Here is a 16,253-nt window from a genome sequence, read left to right on the forward strand (position 1 = left end):
TATAGCAGCGGGCGACTGCCAAAGCCACATTCGAGCCCACAGACGTGCTTATCGGAAGCCCGAAAAACTATAAGCGTTCGGAAAGCGTTTGGTGGCGTACCTTTGTTTGTACTCTTTCTAAATAAGCTTTTCGCCCTTCTTCGCCCGTGGCCTTATTCCGTCGTTCCGCCCCTCTCGTCGCTGCCAGTGCCGCCACCCGCCGCACCGCCAAAGACTTGCGCCTGGGCGAAACCGGCACCATTTGCTGCCTCGAAGACCCCGAAATGGCACTCAAGCTATTGGAAATGGGGTGCGTACCCGGCGTGCAAGTGCGCCTAAGCGGCCGCGCCCCCCTGGGCGACCCGCTGATGCTGGTGCTGGGCGACCAGGAATACACCCTCTCGGTGCGCGCCAGCGAAGCCGCCACCATTTTGCTGAAAGAATAGGGCGCAGCGTATGGCGGCGATAGTGAGTGATACGGCAACGGCAGCGCCCGTTGCAGCGCCAACCGGCCCAGCGGCCGGGGCCCGGCCCCTGCGCATTGCCCTCATTGGCAACCCCAACAGCGGCAAGACTTCCTTATTCAATCAGCTCACCGGGCTCAATCAAAAGGTAGGCAACTTCCCCGGCGTGACCGTGGACCGCAAGTCGGGTTTCGCGCAGCTCACGCCGCTGCAGCGGGCCGAAATCGTCGACTTGCCGGGCACGTACTCGCTCTACCCCAAGAGCTTGGACGAGAAGGTAATTACGGACCTGCTATATGACCGGGCCGCCGCCAACTACCCCGACTTTGTGGTGGTGACCGTGGATGCCAACAACCTGCGCCGTAGCCTGCTGCTGTTCACCCAACTGGGCGACTTGGGCCTGCCGGCCGTGCTGGCCCTCAACATGATGGATGTGGCCGAGCGCCACGGCGTAAAAATCGACCTGCCGGCGCTGGAGCGGGAGCTGGGCGTGCCCATCATCCCCATGAATGCGCGCAAGGGCATCGGCGTGGCCGCCCTCAAAATTGTGATGGCCCAGCGCCTGGACGCGCCTCCCGTGCGCTTCTGGGAGCCCGACGAGAAGCTGCTGCCGCTGGTGCGGCAAATCCGCTACTACTTCGACCTGCACAACGACTACCTGGCGCTGCACTACGCCCAGCAGTACCGCCATATCAGCTTCCTGAGTGCTGATGATAAGGCTCATATTCAGGAGCTGACGCACAAATACGGCTTCGATGCCACGGCCCAGCAGGCTGCCGAGACCATTGCGCGCTACGCCCGCATCAATGAAATCCTGCTCGAAACCGTGACGGTGACGCGCACGGAAACCCGCGAGCCGGTGAGCAACCGCATCGACAAGGTGCTCACGCACCGGGTGGGCGGCTACCTGATTTTTCTGGGCATCCTGTTTACGCTGTTTCAAGCAATTTTTGCCTGGGCGCAGTACCCTATGGACTGGATAGACCAGGGGATTTCGGCCTTGAGTGCCACCATTCAGGCCAACTTCCACGGGCCGCTCATCCGCTTGCTCACCGAGGGTGTGCTGGCCGGCCTGGGCGGCGTGCTGATATTCATTCCGCAGATTGCCTTGCTGTTCGGCTTCCTGGCGGTGCTGGAGGAAACGGGCTACATGGCCCGCGTGACGTTCTTGATGGACAAGCTGATGCGGCCCTTTGGCCTCAGCGGCAAAAGCGTGGTGCCGCTCATCTCCGGCCTGGCTTGCGCGGTGCCGGCCATCATGGGCGCCCGCACCATCGAGAGCTGGAAAGACCGGATGATAACCATCTTCGTGACGCCGCTCATGTCGTGCTCGGCGCGCATTCCGGTGTACACGGTGCTGGTGGCGCTGGTAGTGCCCGACCAGGCCGCGTGGGGCATATTCAACCTGCGCGGAGTGGCCCTGATGGGCCTCTACCTGCTGGGCTTGTTCTCCGCCCTGGGCTCGGCCTGGGTGCTGAAGAAGGTACTCAAGGCCCGGGAGCGGAGCTACTTCATCATGGAGTTTCCGGTGTACCAGTGGCCGCGCTGGAAGAACGTGGGCCTGACCATCTACCAGAAAGTGCAGGCCTTTGTGCTGCAGGCGGGCAAGGTGATTGTGGCCATCTCGGTGCTGCTGTGGGTGCTGGCCAGCTACGGCCCCGGCCAAAAGCAAGCCACGGCCGAAGCCCAGGTGCGCCAGCAAGTCGCCACCCAAGGCTGGAATGAGGCCGAGTTGAGCCGCCAGATTGCGTCGGCGCGGCTTGAGAATTCGTATGCGGGTTCCTTTGGGCGGGCGCTGGAGCCGGCCATCCGGCCCTTGGGCTACGACTGGAAAATCGGGATTGCACTGCTCACTTCCTTCGCCGCGCGGGAAGTGTTTGTGGGTACCATCTCTACCATCTACAGCGTGGGCCAGGACGCCGACATGGGCACGCTGCAACAGAAGCTGCAGGCCGAGAAAGATGCTAATGGGCAGCCGTTCTTCACACCGGCGCGGGCGTTTTCGCTGCTGGTGTTTTACGTGTTTGCTATGCAGTGCATGAGCACACTGGCCGTTACCTACCGCGAAACCAAAAGCTGGAAGTGGCCCCTGGCTCAACTGCTCTACATGACGAGCCTGGCTTACGTGGCTGCTTTTGTAGTGTACCAAGTGCTGGCCTAAGCCGGGTGTCCGGTAAGGAATGAGGTCTTTTAACGTGCAGTGAACCAGCGAGGGGAGAAGCAGCGTATCTCGCGGAGCTCACCAGCTTAATCGTCTGTCATGCTGAGCGCAGCGAAGCATCTTCTCAGGTCAGCGCAACTCGTTCGACGGTGATAAGATGCTTCGCTGCGCTCAGCATGACAGACGGCGTGAGCGAGCAAAAAGCCTGAAATAGTTCGGGTGTCCGGTTAAAGCCGGCGTGTCCATAATTGGACACATTTTTCAAATAGCGTAACGACTATAAACGCTGTTAAAATCTGAAAATCAGGCATTTGTAAAAATGGCACACGGCTTGGCCTTAGATGCAGAAACCTCCCTTATTTCTGCACGAAAATGGACAGAGCTATTGCCCCCGCTATTCAAAGCCAACGACAGCGCCGCCGCTGGCTGTTCGGGGCCGGCGTAGTAGTTGCGCTACTGGTGGCGGTGCTGGCCTTCCGCACCGTGCTGAAGCCCAGCATCCGCCGCACCGACATCCTGACGGCCACAGTGGAGAATGGCGACGTGGAAGCTTCGCTCACAGCGGCGGGCACCATCATTCCGGGCCGGGAAGTGGTGATAACCAGCCCCATTCAAAGTACCATTAGCCGGGTGGCGGTGGCGGTGGGCGCGCGGGTGAAGCCCGGTGAGGCCATTCTGGAACTAGACAAGGAACTGACCAACTCTGCCCTGGCCAAGCTCAGCGACGAGCAGCTGCGCAACCAGAACAAGAACTCCCAACTGCAGCTCACCCTGGAACGCAGCCTCAACGACTTGCGCGCCCAAGCCCAAGTGCAGGCCGTGAAAGTGCGCAGCCTCCAATCGGCCCTGCGCGACGAGCAGCAACTCCTGAAAATCGGTGGGGGCACCGCCGAAAACGTGCGCCAGGCCGAGCTCAACCTGACGGTAGCCCAACTGGAAGCCCAGCGGCTGGCCCGCCAGATTCAGACGCAGCAGCGCTCCAACGCGGCCGACGTGCGCGAATTGGGCTACACCGTCTCGATGCAGCAGCGCAGCATTTCGGAGCTGGCCACCAAGCTGCGGCAGGCCAACATCAGCAGCCAGCAGCCCGGCGTGCTCACCTGGGTGAACGAAAACATCGGCACCACGGTGCAGGCCGGCGACCCACTAGCCCGCGTGGCCGACCTGAGCAGCTTCCGGGTACGGGCCACGATTTCAGATACCTACGCCGATGCGCTGCACCAGGGCGACCCCGTGGTGGTGCGCATCAACGGTCTCGACTTGCGCGGCACCGTGACCACCATCAGCCCCAGCGTGGAAAAAGGCGTGGTCACCTTTTATGCCCAACTCGACAACCCCCACCACCCCGCGCTGCGGTCCAACCTGCGGGCCGATGTGTTTGTGGTGACCCGCGCCCACCACGGCGTGCTGCGCCTGAAAAACGGGCCCTACTACCAGGGCGGCAAAGAGCAGCCGGTGTTTGTGATAAAGGACGGCCGGGCCGTGCGGCGCACCGTGCAGTTTGGCGACAGCAACTTCGACTTCGTGCAGATAACCGGAGGCCTGCGGGCAGGGGAGGAGGTCGTGGTGTCCGACATGAAGGCGCACCTGGATACGCCCGAACTCATTGTCAAAGACTAAGGCGGCCCGAACATGAAGACTTCTATCCTTTTCGTTCTGCTGGCACTAGGCCTGTTCAGCCGGCCAGTCGTAGCTCAAGTTCAGCCCACAGGCCTTACCCTGGATGAGGTAATTGCGCAGGCTCTCAACCACTCGGCGGTGGGGCAGCAGGCCGTGACCACGCGCGAAACCAGCTACTGGAACTGGCGCGTCTACCAGGCCAACTACCGGCCCCAGCTGGGCCTGCAGGGCACCTTGCCCAATTTCAGCCGCGTGATTACGCCCGTGGTGCAGCCCGACGGCAACACCGATTTCCGGGCCGTGCGCATCAACAACTCCGACCTGAGCTTGACCATGTCCCAGAATATTGGGCTAACCGGCGGGCAGATTTTTGTGGGCTCGGTGATGCAGCGATTCGATGACTTTAATGGCCAGCTGCGGCGCTACAACAACCAGCCCGTGATGGTGGGCCTCACCCAGCCGCTGGGGCAGTTCAACGCCCTGCGCTGGGCCCGGCGCATCGAGCCGCTGCGCTACCAGGAAAGCCAGCGCCAGTACGTGGAAGAGCGCGAAACCATTGCCCAGCGCGTCACGGAGCTGTATTTCGACGTGCTGCTGCAGCAGGTGAACGCCGAAGTAGCCCGCCAGAACGCCGAGGCCACGGCCGAATTGCTGCGCATCGGACAGGAGCGGTTTAAGTTGGGTCGCCTGTCGCAGAGCGACTTGCTGCAACTTGAGCTGAATTTGCTCGACGCCCGCCAGGCCCAGAACCAGGCCCAGCTCAGCGCCCAGAACGCTACCGTGGACTTGCAGGCCTACACCGGCCTGGCCGACGCGCCGGCGCTGGTGGTGCCCGCCTCGGCGCCCCAGCCGACCGTATTGCCCGCCCGTGCCCTGGAGCAGGCCCGCCAAAACCGCAGCGCCACGCTGGCCTTCCGCCGCCGGCTGCTGCTGGCCGAGCGCGACGTGGCCCAGGCCCGCGGCACTACCGGTTTCCAGGCCACGCTCCTGGCCAACATGGGCTACGTGAACCAAGCCACCAACCTCGTCGACACCTACCAGAACCTGCAAAACCAGCAGCGAGTGAGCCTGGCCTTCAGCTTGCCGCTGGTAGACTGGGGCCGCCAGAAGTCCATCATCAAAACCGCCGAGCTCGCCCGCGACCAGGTGCAGCACAACGTGGCCCAGGAGGAGCGCAGCTTCGAGCAAACCGTGCTCAGCCAGGCCGGCCAGCTGCCGACCCTGGGCGAGCAGCTGCGCCTCGCGGACCGGGCCGACTCGCTGGCCCAGCGCCGCTACGACATTGCCCGCGCCACCTACGTGCTGGGCCGCATCAGCCTCACCGATTTAACCCTGGCTTCGGTGGCCAAGGACAGCGCCCGGCGCGGCTACATCGCGGCCCTGCGCGCGGGCTGGGTGGCTTACTACCGCCTGCGGGCCCTCACCCTATATGACTTTGAGCGCCAGCAGCCGCTGGTGGCCAACCAGTAACTTTTTTCTGCAACTTTCTTCCTCTCTTTTTTACTCCCATGGCAAACCTGCTCACTTCCTCCGCCCCCGATGCCCGCCCGCTGCCCGCCAGTAGTGGCCCGGCACCGGCCGACGCCACCCCCGTGCTGCGGCTGGTCGACGTCGAAAAAGTTTACCAGACCGACACCATCGAGACCGTGGCCCTGAACCGCGTGAACCTGGTCATCAACCGCGGCGAGTTTGTGTCGGTGATGGGGCCCAGCGGCTGCGGCAAGTCCACGCTGCTCAGCCTCATGGGTTTGCTCGACGAGCCCACCAGCGGCACCATTGAAGTTGACGGCCGCGCCGTGCGTTCTTATACCGACAAGGAACTGGCCGGATTGCGCAACCTGAAAATCGGCTTCGTCTTCCAGAGCTACCACCTGATAAACGACCTGGCCGTGCTCGACAACGTGGAGCTGCCCCTCCTTTACCGCCCGGGCCTGAGCGGCAAGGAGCGCCGCCAGCGCGCCCTCGCGGCCCTGGATAAAGTTGGGCTGAGCGCCCGCACCACGCACTTCCCCAGCCAGCTCTCGGGAGGGCAGCGCCAGCGCGTGGCCATAGCTCGGGCCCTGGCCGGCAACCCCGAAATTATCCTGGCCGACGAACCCACCGGCAACCTGGACTCGGTGATGGGCGAGGAAATCATGGACTTGCTGCTGGGCCTGAACGAGCGCGAGGGCGTGACCATCGTGATGGTGACCCACGACGAGCGCCAGGCGATGAAGACCGAGCGGGTTATCCGGTTTTTCGACGGCAGCCAGGTGGGCTAACGCCCGCCAAAAAACCTCCCACTCTTAACTCACACGGCCATGCTGCTCAACTATCTCAAAATCGCCTGGAAGGTGCTCTTGCGGCGCAAGTTCTTTACCTTCATCTCTCTTTTCGGCATCAGTTTTACGCTGATGATTATGCTCGTGGTGGTGGCCTTTGTCAACCACGTGGTGGGGGCCGAAGCCCCGCAGTCGCGCATCGACCGCATGCTGTTTGTTTCCTCCGTGCGGCAGCAGATGTTCGATGGCGGAAATATGAACATGCCGGCCAGTATCTTCTTCATCGACCGCTACGTGCGCACCCTGAAGACCCCGGAACTGGTAGGCCTCACGTCCATCTCGTCGAGCGCCACGTCGTTTGCCAACAACCAGAGCCTGACCCTGGACGTGCGCTACACCGACGGCAACTTCTGGAAAATAAGCGACTTTGCCTTCCTGGGCGGGCGCCCCTTCAACGACCAGGAAGTGAAAAATGCCGACCGGGTGTGCGTCATCAACGAGCACACGGCGCGGGCGTTTTTTGGGACGGCGCAGGGCGTGGCCGGGCGCACCATCGAGGTGGGGCCGCACCGCTACCGCGTCACGGGCGTGGTGCCCGACGTGCCCATCGTGCGCGTCTTCACCAGCTCCGATATCTGGGTGCCCTACACCCTCAACCCCGCTTACTTCCGGGATAGCCGCCTGGGTGGCGAGTTTATTCCCATCATCCTGGCCCGCTCTACGGGCGAGGTGCCGGCCGTGCGCGAGGAGTTTCAGCAAGTGGTGCGCCGGATAGAAATTCCCAACCCCAAAGAAATCAAGCAGATTTTTGCGCACGCCGACTCTGCCCTGGGCAGCCTTACCCGGGAGCTGACGATGCACCAATCGGACGAGAGCGACGGCATGGGCGTCTTCCTGCTGGCGTGCGCCGTGCTGGGGCTGCTGTTTATGCTGCTGCCCGCCCTGAACCTGGTGAACCTGAACGTGACCCGCATTCTGGAGCGCTCCAGCGAGATTGGGGTGCGCAAGGCCTTTGGGGCTTCGGGCAGCATGCTGGTGGGGCAGTTCCTGGTCGAAAACCTGGTGCTGACTTCGCTGGGCGGCCTGCTGGGCCTGGGCTTGGCGGCCGTGGCGCTGCGCTTGCTCAACGACAGCCACCTGTTTACCTACGCTCAGTTTGGGCTCAACTGGCAGGCTTTCGGCTGGGCGCTGGGCCTGGCCGCGGTGTTCGGGCTGATGAGCGGCGTGTACCCGGCCTGGAAAATGTCGCGCCTCAACCCCGTGGATGCCCTGCGCGGCAGCGGCGGCGGCCCGCAGTAAGCGCGGCCGGCCCCACGCAACTACTTCCTCTTCACGCTTTCATCTCCCACCGCCATGATTCGCCACCTTTTTCGCCTTATCTGGAACCGCAAGCAGTCGAACGCGCTGCTGCTGACCGAGATATTCTTCTCCTTCGTTGTCCTGTTTGGGGTGGGCACGCTGCTGCTCAACTTCGGCCAGAATTACTTTATGCCGCCGGGCTTCCAGCACCAGAACGTGTGGCGGCTCAACATTGCGGCAGGCCAGGGCGAAATGATGCCCCGCCCCCTGCTCGACGAGGCGCTGCGTGCAGTGCGGGCCCTGCCCGGCGTACTGGACATTTCACTCGGCAGCCCCAATACCCCGTTCCGGTTCGTTACCATGAACACGGACTATAGCTACGGCAGCAAAGTGGCGAGAGGGGTGGACTTCTACGACGCCGACGACCGCTACCTCCAAACCCTGGGCCTGACTTTGCGCGAGGGCCGCTGGTTCCGGGCCAGCGACGATGCCTCCACGCGTCGGCCGGCCGTTATCAGCCAAAAAGTGCGCGAGGCCCTGTTCGGCCCCGGCCAGCCCGCGTTGGGCAAGGCGTTTCGGCCCAATTATGGCCCTGGTACCGACCGGCACGAAGAATACCAGGTAGTGGGCGTGGTGGACAACGTGCGCACGGGCGGCGACTTTACCGCCCCGGAGAAGTCGGTTTGGCTGCGGCTTGCGCCCCACGACACCACCAGCTGGGAGGGCGCATCGGTGCTGGTGCGCGTGGCCCCCGGCCAGGGCGCGGCCCTGCAGCAGCGCATCGTGCACACCGTGGCGGGCGTCACGCGGCAGTGGAGCACGCAGGTGCGCACCCTCGAAGCCGACCGCCTCGACAAGCTGCGTGTGACGCTGGCCCCGCTGGCCGGCCTGGCCATCATCAGCACCTTCCTGATTGTGAACGTGGCCTTGGGCCTGTTCGGCATGCTGTGGTACAACATCAGCCAGCGGCGGGCCGAAATTGGGCTGCGCCGGGCCATGGGCGCCACGGGCCCAGCCATCAGCCGGCAATTCCTGGGCGAAATGCTGGTCCTGACCACGTTGGGCGTGCTGATTGGGGTGCTGCTGGCAGCTCAATTTCCGCTGCTGGGCGCTTTCGATGTGGAGCCGCAGGTGTATCTTATGGCCATGCTGGTGGCTACGGGGCTGATTTTCTTTCTGGCGGCCGTGTGTGCCTGGCAGCCGGCTCGGCTGGCGGCGGGCATTCAGCCGGCGGCCGCGCTGCGGGAGGAATAAGGTATGGTTGGGCTGATTCAGCTCAACTTTCCGGCACCGCTCAGCGGCGAGCGGTGCCGGGAGAATTTCTAATTTCGCGCCGAATATTATAGTACTGCTATGTTTCTCATCGTCGACGATGACCTCGCTATCCGCACCTCGCTGAAGCTCCTGCTGAAGCAAGGCGGCTACGCGGCCGAGGCGGTAGCAACGCCCGAAGAAGCCCTGCGCGTGGTGCGCGAAACGCCTCCCCGCCTGGTGCTGATGGACATGAATTTCTCGCTCGACACCAGCGGCCACGACGGCCTCGAACTGCTGGCCCAGGTGAAGCGCATTGCCCCGCAAGTGCCGGTTATCCTCATCACGGGTTGGGGCTCCATCGGCCTGGCCGTGGCGGGCATGAAGGCCGGCGCGGCCGAGTTCGTGACCAAGCCCTGGCACAACGACGCCCTGCTGCAAACCATCCGCACGGTGCTGCGTCTGCACGAAAACCAGGGCGACCACGCCGCCACCGAGGCCGACGCACCCGCCGCCAACCGCCGCCTGCTCGACAAGCAGTACCGCTTCGGCGACATCATCGGGCAGGATGCGCAACTGCTCCACGTGCTGCGCCAAGTAGGCCAGGTGGCGGCTACCGATGCCTCGGTGCTCATCGAAGGCGAAAGCGGCACCGGCAAAGAGCTGATTGCCGAGGCCATTCACCGCAATAGCGAGCGGCGCAGCGGTCCCTTCGTAAAAGTGAACCTGGGCGGTATTTCGGCCTCGTTGTTTGAAAGCGAGATGTTCGGCCACCGCCGCGGCGCCTTCACCGACGCCAAAGCCGACCGCCTGGGCCGTTTCGAGATGGCCAACGGCGGCACCATTTTCCTCGACGAAATCGGGGAACTGGAAATGGCCAGCCAGGTGAAGCTGCTGCGCGTGCTGCAAGACCGCACCTACGAAGTGCTCGGCGACAGCAAGCCCCGCCGCCTCGACATCCGCGTCATCGCCGCCACCAACCGCAACCTGGCCGAGATGGTGCAGCAGGGCCGCTTCCGCGAAGACTTATTCTATCGCATCAACCTGATTACCGTGCGCCTGCCCGCCCTGCGCGAGCGCGCCCAGGACATTCCCCTGCTCACCCAGCACTTCGTCGACCAGTTGCGCGCCACCTACCACCGGCCCGCGCTCAAGGTGGGCGCCCGCGCCCTGCACTGGCTGCGCGAGCAACCCCTGCCCGGCAACATCCGCGAGCTCAAGAACCTGGTGGAGCGTGCCGTGCTCGTGAGCGGCAAAGACGAGCTGGGCCCCGAAGACTTCCAGGCCAATGCCCAGCGCCTCCCTGTGCGGCCCCCCGCCGCCGGCGAGCTGCCCACCCCCGGCACCATGACGCTCGACGAGCTGGAAGCCCAGATGATTCGGCAGGCACTCACGCACTACGAGGGTAATATCAGCCGCGTAGCGAAGGCCTTGGGCTTGAGCCGCGGGGCGCTATATAGAAGGCTCGAGAAGCACGCCATTCCTTATGATACAGTGGAGTAGAGCCTGTTTTTCAATAGTAAATCGTCTGTCAGACAGCGCGTAGTAGCTCCCCCGCGTCGTTTGTCATGCTGACGAAGGAAGCATCTTATCACGCCTCAACGATTCGTTCTAACCTGATAAGATGCTTCGCAAGCTCAGCATGACAGCCGATACAACGAAGCAGTAAAGATGCTTCGCTGCGCTCTGCATGACCGGTTATCCAGCAAAGCGCATTTACTTATCCATGACGCTCCGCACCAAATTCCTTCTGTTCGTCGTCATTATCCACGCAGTACTTATTGCGCTGGCGGCGCAGCTGCGCACCACCAACCCGGTGCTGTTTCTAGCCTCTGAGGCGCTGCTGCTGGTGAGCATCTACCTGACTGTGCAGCTGTACCAGGGTTTTGTGCGGCCGTTCCAGCTGATTGCGGCGGGCACCACAGCCATTCAGGCCAAGGACTTCTCGATGAAGTTTGTGCCGGTGGGCCAGCAGGAGATGGACCAGCTCATCAACGTCTACAACCAGATGATTGACGCGCTCCGGCACGAGCGGGTGAGCCAGCACGAAAAAAGCTTCCTGCTCGAACGCCTCATCCAGGCCTCACCGGCCGGCATTCTGCTCCTGGATTTCGACGGCCGCATCGAGGAAGTGAATGCAGCGGCCGAACGGTTCCTGGGCCAATCGGCGGCCGCGCTGCACGGCCAGCTACCGGCCGATTTGCCCGGGCCCTGGGGCACAGCCCTGGCGGCGCTTGCCGAAAACCAGCCGCAATCTTTGCGCTTGTCGGGCCTGCAAACCTACCGGGCCCACGCGGCCCACTTTCTGGACCGGGGCTTCACGCGCCGCTTTATTGTGCTGGAGGAGCTGACCCAGGAGCTCATTCAGCAGGAAAAGCAAGCCTATGGTAAGCTGATTCGAATGATGTCGCACGAAATAAACAATTCCATCGGCGCCATCAACTCCATTCTGCACAGCTTCTACCACTACGCGCCCCAGCTCAGCCCCGACGACCGGCCCGACTATACCCAGGCCCTTGACGTCAGCATTGCCCGCAACACCCAGCTAGCCAACTTCATCGCCAACTTCGCCCGCCTCGTCCGGCTGCCGCCGCCCACGCCCCAGCCCACCGACCTGCACGCGCTGCTGCGCAGCATCTGCCGGCTGCTGCAGCCCCAGAGCGAGGAGCGCCACATCAAGTGGCACATGGAATTCCCCACCGCTCCGCTGTTCCTGAGCCTCGACGCCCAGCAAATGGAGCAGGCTCTGCTCAACATTGCCAAAAACGCCCTCGAAGCCATCGGGCGTGACGGCAACATCTGGGTGCGCACCACCGCGCAGCCGCCCACGGTGGTCATCGAGAACGACGGCCCCCCGCTAACCCCCGAAGTAAGCCAGCGCCTGTTTACTCCCTTCTTCAGCACTAAGCGCGATGGCCAGGGAATTGGACTGACGCTGATACGCGACATCCTGCTAGCTCACGGCTTCACGTTTCAGCTGCAAACCGAGGCCGAAGGACGCACCGCGTTCCGTATCAATCTGCTTCAAGCGTAAAATTCGATTTTGTTGATATTGGCTTTCTAAATGAAGGTGTAGTTGCTCGATAATAGGGATAATTTTCGATGATGGCTTGCAAAGCGATAGGGTAAGAAATAAAAGTGTGTAATTTAGGGTCTGGATGACCTATAAAATTACACCTGCTATGACCCGTAAACAATACTTGGCCTCGGCCTGCTTGGGCCTGCTCCTTACGCTTGCCCTGGTGGCCGCTTTGCTTCCCCAGGACCACCCGGATGCTAAACCCAATGTGTTTGTAGCCGCCGACCTGGCGTGGATGCTCACAGCCTCGGGCCTGGTGTTGTTTATGGTGCCGGGCCTGGCGTTCTTCTACGGTGGCATGGTGAGCAAGCGCAGTGTCATCTCCACCATGTTCCAAAGCTTTATTGCGCTGGGAGTCATATCGGTGCTGTGGTACGTGGTGGGCTTTTCGCTGGCGTTTGGCGACAGCATCGGCGGCGTTATCGGCAACCCGATGACGTTTCTGCTCTTTAACCACGTGGGCACGGCTCCGCACCCGCGCCTGGCGCCCAACCTGCCGCTGGTGCTTTATGCGGCTTTTCAGCTCAAGTTTGCCATCATCACGCCGGCGCTTATCAGCGGCGCTTTTGCCGAGCGGATTCGTTTTTGGGGCTACCTGCTGTTTATGTGCTTGTTCAGCCTGCTCATCTACTGCCCACTGGCCCACTGGACCTGGCACCCCGATGGCTTCCTGTTTAAGTGGGGCGTGCTGGACTTCGCGGGCGGCACGGTAGTGCACATTTCGGCGGGCTTCGCGGCCCTGGCCGGCGCTCTGGCCCTGGGCCGGCGCGAGACGCACAAGGCCGGCCATCAGCACGTGCCGGTCAACATTCCCTTTATCCTGCTGGGTACGGGCCTACTGTGGTTTGGCTGGTTTGGTTTTAATGCCGGTTCGGCACTGGCCGCCAATACGGTAGCAGTGCAGGCCTTCTTTACCACGCACCTGGCCTCGGCGGCGGCCATGCTGACCTGGATGCTGATTGAGGCCGTGCGGGGGCAGCGCCCCTCGGCGGCTGGTGCGGCCATTGGTGCGGTGGTGGGCCTGGTGGCCATCACTCCCGCGGCGGGCTACGTGAGCTACGGCCCAGCGCTGTTCATCGGCGCGAGCGCCGCGGCTATCAGCGCCTGGGCTGTGCACATGAAAAACCGCACCACCCTCGACGATACCCTCGACGTATTTCCCTGCCATGGCGTCGGCGGCATCGTGGGCATGATAATGACGGCCGTTTTCGCCAAGGAAGGCGGCCTGATTACCGGCCCAACCACGCTGCTCCTGCATCATATTGGCGCCTTGATTTTCATCTCTGCCTTCACTTTCGGCGGCTCGTTCCTGCTCTACAAGCTCACCAATCTGCTGATTCCAATTCGGGTGAATGCCCGCCACGAAGCCGATGGCCTCGATGTGAGCCAGCACGGCGAAACAGTTTTCAGCGAGCCGGTAATGGCCATGGCCAGCTAAGCCATTGGGCTGAAGCTGTTATACCGGTAGTGATGCTTCGCTTCGCTTGTCATGCAGAGCGCAGCGAAGCATCTTCTCACGGTTCAACGACTCGCGCTAACCTGATAAGGTGCTTCCTTCGTCAGCATGACAAATGGTGTGGTAGAGAGGCTTCGCTGCGCTCGGCATGACGGTCTTGTTACTCAGCGCGCCTAAGGCAAAGCGTTAAGTACCTATTATAAAAACCGTGGGAATCTTGTGCAGCTCCGGGGCCGGCAGGCGGCGCCAGTCCGATACCAGCAGGGTCTTGATAAACTCTCCGGCGCCCGTTACGTCGGCGGCTACGCACAGGCGGGTGCCGGGCTGCAAGTGGGCCAACAAGTCGCTGAACAGAGCCCCGTTGCGGTAAGGCGTTTCAATAAAGAGCTGCGCCTGCTGCCGCTGCTGGGCCTCGCGCTCCAGCGTTTTAATGGCTGCCACGCGGGGTGCTTTCTCAATAGGCAGGTAGCCGTGAAAGGCAAACTGCTGCCCGTTCAGGCCCGAGGCCATCAGGGCCAGCAGCAGGGACGACGGCCCCACCAGCGGCACCACTTTTATGCCCAGCCGGTGGGCCTCGCGCACCAAAGCCGCGCCGGGGTCGGCGATGCCCGGGCAGCCGGCCTCGCTCAAAATTCCCCCGTCAATGCCTTCTTTCAGCAGGGGCGCCAGGGCGGCGCGCACCTCGGCATCGGTGCTGTCTTTGTCGATGACTGTGAAACGGATGTCTTCGATTACGCGGGCCGGGGCCACGCTCTTCACGAAGCGGCGGGCCGTGCGGGCATTCTCTACCAGGAAATAGGGGAGGGCCGCCGCGGCGGCCACCACCTGCGGCGGCAGCACTTGCGGGGCCGTGTCTTCGGCCAGGGGGGTGGGGAGGAGGTATAGCGTAGCGGGCATCGGCGCGGGGAAGAAGACGCAAAGGAACGGCGCGGCCGGTTGCCATTCCTGCGCACTCCCTCTCCGACGCCAGCCAACGCGAATAACGTAACGGGCCGCCCTGTACCAACTGGACGGTCCGTTAAGAAATTAACCGCTTTCCAGCGTGGCCTTGAACCACTTCTATTCTATGTAGATAAATCAGTTGAGTTGAGCACAATGTGGCCTTAGGGCCGGGCTTGCTGCAGAATCATCATGAAGCTCGGCGCTTTGGGCATTTCCTTAAGCAACCGGGTGTCGTTCAATCCCCAAGCCTCTACACCATCCAATGAGCTCAGGTCGCCCCCAGAGCCGGAGGAGCTTGGGCTGGATTGTTTCGTGAAGACGGACTCCTGGCTCATGGGCTGGTTGTGGTCGAGCGCCGTGCCATCGCCCAGCTGGCCAAAGCGGTTGGCGCCCCAGGCGTAGAGCTGGCCATCGGCGGTGTAGGCCAGGTTGTGAAAGCCTCCGCTGGCTATCCGAGTCCAGGCAACTGCCGCTGAGGCGTTCTCGGGCAGGGTAACCACTACCGGCTGCAACTGCCGAACGGTGGTGCCATCGCCCAATTGGCCGGCGCAGTTGTTGCCCCAGGCTACCAGGCGGCCGTCGGCGCTCAGGGCCAGGGAGTGGGCATCGCCAGCGGCCACTTGCGTCCACACGGCGTTGGCTAAGCTGCCGGGCATTAGCATGAGCGTGGGCAAGTTGCGTCGGGTATCGTCTTCCTCTCCCAACTGGCCAAATCGGTTGGAGCCCCAGCTATAGAGCTTGCCATCTCTCGTCACGGCGAGGGTGTGAAAGCGGCCGGCGGCCACGTTGGCCCAGCGCAGCGCCGCCAGTTTCTGGGTTTGCCCTACGGCTTCGGGCTCGCGCGAGGTGGCGTAGGAGCCGTCGCCCAACTGGCCAAACTGGTTGTTGCCCCACGCAAATAAGCGCCCATCGGCTGTGAGAGCTAGGGTGTGGTCGTTGCCCGCGGCTACCTGCGCCCAGGTGGTGTTGCGGGCACTCTCGGGCAGGGGCACTTCCACGGGGTGAGCGTAGTCGAGGCTCGTGCCTTGCCCGAGCTGGCCGTTGGTGTTATTGCCCCAGGCATAGAGGTGGCCGTCGGTGGTGAGGGCCAGCGAATGCGAGGTGCCCGCGGCCACCTGCTTCCAGGTGGCGTGGGCTGCCTCCTCGGGGAGCTTCACCGCCACCGGGGTCAGGTGCTGCTTGGTGGTGCCGTCGCCCAGTTGGCCTTTGCTGTTGCCGCCCCAGGTGTATAGGCGGCCGTCGGTGGTCAGGGCCAGGGTATGGGAGGTGCCGGCAGCTACCTGCGCCCAGTGCGTGTTCGGGTCTTCGGTCTTCACGCGCACGGGGGTAGTGCTGCAGGTAGTGGTGCCGTTGCCGAGCTGTCCTTCCAGGTTGATGCCGCTGGTCCAGAGGCTACCGTCGGGGCGGATGATGGCGGAATGGTTAGTGCTGGCGGCGAAGGTGTTAGCAGGCGTCTGAGCGATGGCTGTACCGGCATTGAAGAGCAGGCACAGCCCGCCCCACAAGGGGATTGATTTAAGTAGCATGACGGTTTGCAGAAAAGAAGTGAGAAAGTTTTTCGTCTCCTAGGTCAGACAATCCTATAGATGCTCGGGATAAACTACCGTTGTCTGAAGGGATGAAAAAATTTAATAAAACTGCGTTTTCGCTGCGTCTTGGGCATAAAAAAATAGCAGCTCCGAAGCTGTCGGAGCCGCTATTGGCGTAACGCTTGAGCTAAAATTGAGGGGGTGAAAACCTG

At 62.5% G+C, this 16,253-nt stretch carries 12 protein-coding genes; 10 read left to right on the forward strand and 2 right to left on the reverse strand.

Translation table 11 applies throughout. From position 1 onward, the window contains the following. Window positions 1-146 precede the first annotated feature (146 nt). The 10 genes from LJ738_RS11120 to LJ738_RS11165 all read left to right on the forward strand — a co-directional run bounded on the left by LJ738_RS11120 (window position 147) and on the right by LJ738_RS11165 (window position 13,552). Window positions 147-425 (forward strand): FeoA family protein, encoded by a 279-nt coding sequence (locus LJ738_RS11120; RefSeq protein WP_227786393.1) that lies wholly within the window; start codon window positions 147-149, stop codon window positions 423-425. Window positions 426-435: 10 nt separating this feature from the next. Continuing rightward, complete coding sequence (gene feoB / locus LJ738_RS11125) at window positions 436-2,604, forward strand: ferrous iron transport protein B (RefSeq protein ID WP_227786394.1); 2,169 nt, start codon at window positions 436-438, stop codon at window positions 2,602-2,604. A 372-nt stretch (window positions 2,605-2,976) separates the two neighbouring features. Continuing rightward, a complete protein-coding gene (locus tag LJ738_RS11130; RefSeq protein WP_227786395.1) occupies window positions 2,977-4,224 on the forward strand; it encodes an efflux RND transporter periplasmic adaptor subunit in 1,248 nt (415 codons plus the stop codon). A 12-nt stretch (window positions 4,225-4,236) separates the two neighbouring features. Next, window positions 4,237-5,694: a TolC family protein gene (locus tag LJ738_RS11135; protein ID WP_227786396.1), complete on the forward strand. Its 1,458-nt coding sequence runs from the start codon at window positions 4,237-4,239 to the stop codon at window positions 5,692-5,694. A gap of 122 nt (window positions 5,695-5,816) precedes the next feature. Then, window positions 5,817-6,485, forward strand: a complete 669-nt coding sequence (locus LJ738_RS11140) for an ABC transporter ATP-binding protein (protein WP_227786453.1) — start codon at window positions 5,817-5,819, stop codon at window positions 6,483-6,485. A 39-nt stretch (window positions 6,486-6,524) separates the two neighbouring features. Further along, complete coding sequence (locus LJ738_RS11145) at window positions 6,525-7,784, forward strand: ABC transporter permease (protein WP_227786397.1); 1,260 nt, start codon at window positions 6,525-6,527, stop codon at window positions 7,782-7,784. Between the two features lie 54 nt (window positions 7,785-7,838). After that, a complete protein-coding gene (locus LJ738_RS11150) occupies window positions 7,839-9,038 on the forward strand; it encodes an ABC transporter permease (protein WP_227786398.1) in 1,200 nt (399 codons plus the stop codon). A gap of 99 nt (window positions 9,039-9,137) precedes the next feature. Then, the gene (locus tag LJ738_RS11155) at window positions 9,138-10,538 is read left to right on the forward strand and encodes a sigma-54-dependent transcriptional regulator (protein ID WP_227786399.1); all 1,401 of its coding nucleotides are present in this window, start codon (window positions 9,138-9,140) and stop codon (window positions 10,536-10,538) included. A gap of 223 nt (window positions 10,539-10,761) precedes the next feature. Continuing rightward, the gene (locus LJ738_RS11160; RefSeq protein WP_227786400.1) at window positions 10,762-12,069 is read left to right on the forward strand and encodes a sensor histidine kinase; all 1,308 of its coding nucleotides are present in this window, start codon (window positions 10,762-10,764) and stop codon (window positions 12,067-12,069) included. A gap of 148 nt (window positions 12,070-12,217) precedes the next feature. Continuing rightward, entirely contained in the window at window positions 12,218-13,552 is a 1,335-nt protein-coding gene (locus LJ738_RS11165; RefSeq protein WP_227786401.1) for an ammonium transporter, read from the forward strand. A 204-nt stretch (window positions 13,553-13,756) separates the two neighbouring features. Here LJ738_RS11165 and LJ738_RS11170 read toward each other — a convergent pair whose 3' ends face one another. Together LJ738_RS11170 and LJ738_RS11175 are read right to left on the reverse strand one after the other, a co-directional pair. Further along, on the reverse strand, window positions 13,757-14,467 hold the full coding sequence (locus LJ738_RS11170; protein WP_227786402.1) for an SAM-dependent methyltransferase: 711 nt from the start codon (window positions 14,465-14,467) through the stop codon (window positions 13,757-13,759). Between the two features lie 206 nt (window positions 14,468-14,673). Continuing rightward, entirely contained in the window at window positions 14,674-16,038 is a 1,365-nt protein-coding gene (locus tag LJ738_RS11175) for an RCC1 domain-containing protein (protein WP_227786403.1), read from the reverse strand. Window positions 16,039-16,253: the final 215 nt, after the last annotated feature.

The organism is Hymenobacter plasmatis, from assembly GCF_020711255.1.
Classification (GTDB): domain Bacteria; phylum Bacteroidota; class Bacteroidia; order Cytophagales; family Hymenobacteraceae; genus Hymenobacter.